This is a genomic window from Mesorhizobium sp. M1E.F.Ca.ET.041.01.1.1 (assembly GCF_003997355.1).
GTDB lineage: Bacteria > Pseudomonadota > Alphaproteobacteria > Rhizobiales > Rhizobiaceae > Mesorhizobium.
Map to the genome: position 1 here is coordinate 1 of NZ_RZSL01000423.1, position 5,481 is coordinate 5,481.

Annotated in this window: 5 protein-coding genes and 1 pseudogene; 2 read left to right on the top strand and 4 right to left on the bottom strand. The window is 64.3% G+C overall.

Annotated features, from left to right (window positions below; all coding sequences use genetic code 11):
• From EOA38_RS26625 to EOA38_RS26640, 4 genes and pseudogenes are all read right to left on the bottom strand, one after another.
• Window positions 1–218: pseudogene (locus EOA38_RS26625) on the bottom strand (acetyl-CoA carboxylase biotin carboxyl carrier protein); the annotation flags it as partial.
• A gap of 26 nt (window positions 219–244) precedes the next feature.
• A complete protein-coding gene (gene aroQ / locus EOA38_RS26630) occupies window positions 245–679 on the bottom strand; it encodes a type II 3-dehydroquinate dehydratase (protein ID WP_127300631.1) in 435 nt (144 codons plus the stop codon).
• Window positions 680–822: 143 nt separating this feature from the next.
• Window positions 823–1,626, bottom strand: coding sequence for a DsbA family protein (locus tag EOA38_RS26635; protein ID WP_127300632.1), 804 nt, complete (start codon window positions 1,624–1,626; stop codon window positions 823–825).
• 57 nt (window positions 1,627–1,683) lie between these two features.
• Complete coding sequence (locus EOA38_RS26640; RefSeq protein WP_127300633.1) at window positions 1,684–3,093, bottom strand: M48 family metalloprotease; 1,410 nt, start codon at window positions 3,091–3,093, stop codon at window positions 1,684–1,686.
• A 193-nt stretch (window positions 3,094–3,286) separates the two neighbouring features.
• Here EOA38_RS26640 and EOA38_RS26645 point away from each other — a divergent pair, with 193 nt between their 5' ends.
• Entirely contained in the window at window positions 3,287–4,435 is a 1,149-nt protein-coding gene (locus EOA38_RS26645; RefSeq protein WP_127300634.1) for an aminotransferase class I/II-fold pyridoxal phosphate-dependent enzyme, read from the top strand.
• Window positions 4,436–4,440: 5 nt separating this feature from the next.
• Window positions 4,441–5,388, top strand: coding sequence for a glutaminase (locus EOA38_RS26650; RefSeq protein ID WP_189434912.1), 948 nt, complete (start codon window positions 4,441–4,443; stop codon window positions 5,386–5,388).
• The last annotated feature ends 93 nt before the right edge of the window (window positions 5,389–5,481 follow it).

A 5,481-nucleotide genomic window follows, 5' to 3' on the forward strand; every position in this document is an offset into this window, starting at 1 on the left:
GTCCACGCGGTCGCCGCTGCCGCCTGAGCCGGCGCGGCAATCGCCGCCGCTGGAACAGGAAGCGGAGCGGCGACCGCGTGGACGGCCTGCGACTGGCGCGACACGCGCACCTTCAGGTCGCCGAGCTCGACCTCGATCTCGGTCAGGTTGGTGTCGTTCAGTATGCCCGCCAGATCGCGGATCAGCTGCTGGTCAACACCGTTCTTCTTTATCGACATTTTCGAGCCTTCTGTTTGGGAGCCGGTCACAGGCGCGCCGCCAGTGCCTGCAGCGCAAGCGTGTAGCCGAGCGGCCCGAACCCGCAGATCATGCCGACAGCGACCGGAGCGACCATGGAGACGTGCCGGAAAGGCTCCCGCGCGTGGATATTGGAAAGATGGACTTCAGCGACGGGCAGCGGCGCGACGGCGCGGATGGCGTCGTGGATGGCAATCGAGGTGTGGCCGTAGGCGCCGGGATTGATGACGATGCCAGCAGCCTTGTCGCCGGCTTCCTGGATCCAGTCGACGAGGTCACCCTCGTGGTTGGACTGGCGGAAATCGATCTCGAGCCCAAGCGCCGCGCCTGCGGCCTTGCAGTCCTCGGCAATGGCCGCAAGCGTCTTGCCGCCATAGATCCCCGGCTCGCGCTTGCCGAGTGCATTGAGGTTGGGACCGTTGAGGACGAAAATCGTTTTCAAAATGCCGACCTTGTTTAACGCCGACCCCAAGCCGGCGCGCCGGACCTCTATAATGGGCATAGCCGCCCGCGAAAAGAGCGCAAGTGCGTTCTTTCGCTGTCCACAACAGGCGGAAATCCGCCCCTTGTCGCGCCTCTCTATGCCTAGAGCGCGCTCTTGGCCTGCTCGATCTTCTCTGCCAGGACCTGCTGTCCGAGCGCGCCGAAGACCACCTCGTTGCCGACCACATAGGATGGGGTGCCGGTGATCGACAGCTTGGTGGCGAGGTCGTAGGTCCGGGAGAGCGCCTCGTTGATGCTCGGATCCTTCATCTTCTCGCGCAGCTTCGCTTCGTCGGCGCCGAGCGAAAGCGCCACCTTCATGGCGGTCGCCTCGGTGGCGCGGCCCTGGCCGCCGAGCAGCGCGGTGTGGAAGGCGCCGTACTTCTCCGGCATCATCAGGTGGAAGGCCATCGAGACCATGCTGGCCTTTTGCGAATCCGGGCTGAGGATCGGGAATTCCTTGAGCACGAAGCGCAGATCCGGGTCGGCCTTGGTCAACGCCTTCATGTCCTCGATGGCGCGTTTGCAGAAGCCGCAATTGTAGTCGTAGAACTCGACGATGGTGACCTTGCCGCTCGGGTTGCCGACGACGCCGTCGAAGGTGGAGTTGAAGATCTCGTCCTTCGCGTCCTTGATGACGCCGAGCGCGGCGAGCCGCTGTTCTTCCTTCTGCTTGGCCTCGAGCGCGTCCTGCACCTCGAGCAGGACCTCCGGGTTCTTCAACAGATAGTCGCGGATGATGCCTTCGACCTCCTTGCGGTCGATCTTGCTGTCCGTGGAGGCCACCTGGATGGCTTGCGTCGTATCGGCCTTCGCGGCCTGCGGGCTTCCTGCCACGAAGCCGAATGCCAGCATGCCGAGCGCTACCGCCACGCCGGCGCTGCCGAGCAGGATTGCCTTGTTCATGATCATTTCCTTCTGCCTATCCCGGCCCATTCTAGTCGCCGCGCATGGCCGGGAGGTTCATTTGAGTTTGTTCGATGGCGTGTAGTTTATGATATCCTGCGCGCGAAGCCAGCCAGGCTCGCCGCGCTTCAACTTCTGTTGAGCGCGCATGGCGAAGATTTTCGCATTCTTGTAGTCGGCCGAATAGTAGTGGCCTTCCGCGGTCGCAAGATCGGCGGCCGGGATTTGTCCCAATTCGCCATAGGCCTGCGCCAGATAGCGATAGGCTTCCGCATTTTCCTTGTCGCGCCCGATCCCGTTGTTGAGCTGGGTCACCGCCTTCTTCACCGAATCCGGCGTGCCGACCGCCATCAGCGCCTGGCCGAGCGAGACCATCAGCAAACCGGACCGCGCCGGGTCGAGGCTGACGGCCTTGGCATAGGCATCCGCGGCATCCTTGGGCTTGTTGACCTTCATCAGGATGTCGCCGCGCAACTCCTGGAAATAAGGGTTCTTAGGCTGTTCCTTGATCAATGCCGCGGTCTTCGTCAGCGCTGCGCCCGGATTGCCATAGAGATAGGTCTGCTGCGCGTCGCCGTAGCGCGAGGCGAGGCTGGTCGGGTTCTTCCGCATCAGCCGCGACACGGCCGCCTGGCCCTGCATATAGGCGGCGATCTTGATGCGCATCATGTCGTGCCGCTGCTGCAGCGTCGGCGGGTCGACATTGTCGACATACGGGCTCGCCTTGACCAGGGCTTCGAGATTGGCGATGCGCTCCTGCGGCATCGGATGGCTGATCCGGTAAGGGTCGAGCTGTGTGCCCGACAGCGACAGCGCGCTCTGGAAGCGGCCGAAGGTCTTCAGCATGCCCATGCCGGACTGGCCGGTGGCGTTGAGATAGGTGATCGCCGAGCGGTCGGCCGTGATTTCTTCGCCTCGCTGATAGGCAAGGATGCTGCGCTGCGCCATCTCGCCGCCGCCAGCGGCGACGCCCATGCCGGCGCCGGCAAGGCCGCGGCTGTTGGTCGTGGCGCCGGCGACCATCGCGCCGGCGCCGAGCAGCGTGGCGATGATGGCCATGGTTTTGGCGCGGTCGAGCTGATCGCGCAGTTTCTGCTGATGGCCGCCGGCGATGTGGCCGGCCTCGTGCGCGATGACGCCGATGATCTCGTTCGGCGTTTCGGCCGCCACCAGCGCCCCGGTGTTGATGAACAGGCGGCGGCCGGTGACGAAGGCGTTGAAGCTCTGATCGTTGACGAGAACGATGTCGATGCCGTCATTTGCGAGGCCCGCCGCCTTGAAGATCGGCCGGGCATAGTCGCGCACCAGAGCTTCGATCTCGGCGTCGCGCACCACGGGTACGCCTTGCGCGAAGGCATTCACCGAAGCGGATACTGCGACCACGGCAGCAAGCAGAAGTGTTGCGAATCCGCACGCGGCTCGCGCAATTTTCGATCTGGCAATCATCGTTCGGGGTCGGCTCAACATGACAGGTCCACTGGTAGACGAGCGGGCGAAGGATGAAAAGTCGGCGCCGATAACTTCCTGCGCGCTTGTGATCCCCACATCAATCGGGCATTTGTGCGGCGCTGCCATTCAAGCCGGGCAATTCCAGGAAAGCGCGTAGCCGTTTTTCGGCCCGAATTGCTCCAACAAATTGGCAGGCTGGACGAGAGGTCAAATGGTCGTTTCGCTTTCACGCCGCGGCGAGGTCGAGCCGTTCCACGCCATGGATATTCTGGCCGAGGCCAACCGGCTGAAGGCCTCCGGCGTTCCCGTGGTATCGATGGCGGTCGGCCAGCCGTCGGACCCGGCGCCGGCCGGCGTCCGCGAAGCGGCCGCTCTGGCGCTTAGGCACGGTCGGATCGGCTATACCGACGCTTTGGGGCTCGCTGACCTGCGCAAGGCGATCGCCGGGCACTATGGCGAGCACTACGGGATCGATGTCGCGCCCGGCCGGATCGCCGTCACCACCGGTTCGTCCGCCGCCTTCAACCTCGCTTTCCTGGCGATGTTCGACCCGGGCGACCGCGTCGCAATCGCGGCGCCCGGCTATCCGGCATACCGCAACATCATGGCCGCGCTCGGCATCGAGATCGTCGAGATCGAACTCGGGTCGGATGCTTATCTGCATGCCGATCACTTGAAGAGCGCGCATCGCGAAAAGCCGCTGAAGGGTGTGCTGTTCGCCAGCCCCGCCAATCCGACCGGCGCGGTCATTCCGGCCGAAGAGCTTTCGGCGCTGGTGAAGACCGCCGAGGAACTCGGCATCGCGGTGATCTCGGACGAAATCTACCACCGGCTGGCCTATGCCGCTCCGGATGTCAGCGCGTTGGCTTTTGGTGCCGGCGTGACGGTGATCAACTCGTTTTCGAAATACTACTGCATGACCGGTTGGCGCATCGGCTGGATGGTCCTGCCGGAAGAGTTGGTGCGGCCAGTCGAGCGCATTGCCCAGAGCCTCTATATCTCGCCGCCGGAACTGTCGCAGATCGCCGCGATCGAGGCCTTCAAGGCCACGCAAGAGCTGGAGAAGGTGAAGGCGCGCTATGCCTGGAACCGCGACCTTCTGATGAAGCGCCTGCCGGAGCTCGGCTTCGCGCTCGCCGCCCCCATGGACGGCGCCTTCTACGCCTTCTGCGACGTCACCCGCCACACCAATGACAGCATGGCGTTCGCGCGCAAGATGCTGGCCGAGGCGCATGTGGCGGCGACGCCCGGCCGCGACTTCGATCCGCTGCAGGGCCATCGCACCATGCGCTTTTCCTATGCCGGCAGCCACGACGACATGGTCGAGGCGCTGGCCCGCATCGAACGCTGGCTGAAATAGACGCCATGCCGGAACTCGAGCAAGCGCTGGCCGAGGTTGCCGCCGAAATGGCCGAGCGCGCCGATCGCGGCGATGTCGCCACCTATATCCCGCAGCTCGGCAAGGTCGATCCGAGGAAATTCGGCATCGCCGCTGTCACCAATGACGGCCGCGTCATCCTCGCCGGCGACGCCGACCAGCCCTTCTCGATCCAGAGTGTCTCGAAAGTCTTCACACTGACCTTGGCGCTGGGCAAGGTCGGCGACGCGCTATGGCAGCGCGTCGGCCGCGAGCCGTCCGGCAATCCGTTCAACTCGATCGTCCAGCTCGAGCATGAGAACGGCATTCCGCGCAACCCGTTCATCAACGCCGGCGCCATTGTCGTCTCCGACATCCTGCTTGCCGGCCATCAGCCGCGCGAGGCGATCGGCGAGATCCTGCGCTTCGTCCAGTTCCTCGCCGACGACGATGCGATCATCATCGACCGCGAGGTCGCGGCCTCCGAGCGCGCCACCGGCTACCGCAATTTCGCTCTGGCCAACTACATGAAATCCTTCGGCAATCTCCACCACGAGCCGGAGCTGGCGCTCGGCGTCTACTTCCACCATTGCGCCATCGCAATGAGCTGCCGGCAGCTCGCCATGGCCGGCCGTTTCCTCGCCAATGGCGGCCGGAATCCGGCGACCGGGCATTCGGTGGTGTCGGCCGAGCGCGCGCGCCGCATCGGCGCGCTGATGCTGACCTGCGGCCACTATGACGGCTCCGGCGACTTCGCCTTCCATGTCGGCATTCCGGGAAAAAGCGGCGTCGGCGGCGGCATTCTCGGGATCGTGCCGGGCGTGGCCTCGCTCGCCGTCTGGTCGCCCGGGCTTAACGAGAACGGCAACTCCAAGCTCGGCTCCATCGCGCTGGAGAAGCTCGCCAGGATGATGGGCTGGTCGATCTTCTCTCCAAATGCAGGAAGACGGCAATGATCAGGAAAGCCATTGCGTGGACCGTTTTTATCATCGGAGCGGCTACAGCAATGATTTATGGATTGGCGGGAATCGTCGCCTGGGCGGGCGCCC

Coding starts and splice junctions, on each gene's coding strand:
- EOA38_RS26640 (WP_127300633.1), bottom strand. CDS start 3,093: ATGTTGAGCCGACCCCGAACGATGATTGCCAGATCGAAAATTGCGCGA.
- EOA38_RS26650 (WP_189434912.1), top strand. CDS start 4,441: ATGCCGGAACTCGAGCAAGCGCTGGCCGAGGTTGCCGCCGAAATGGCC.
- EOA38_RS26645 (WP_127300634.1), top strand. CDS start 3,287: ATGGTCGTTTCGCTTTCACGCCGCGGCGAGGTCGAGCCGTTCCACGCC.
- EOA38_RS26635 (WP_127300632.1), bottom strand. CDS start 1,626: ATGAACAAGGCAATCCTGCTCGGCAGCGCCGGCGTGGCGGTAGCGCTC.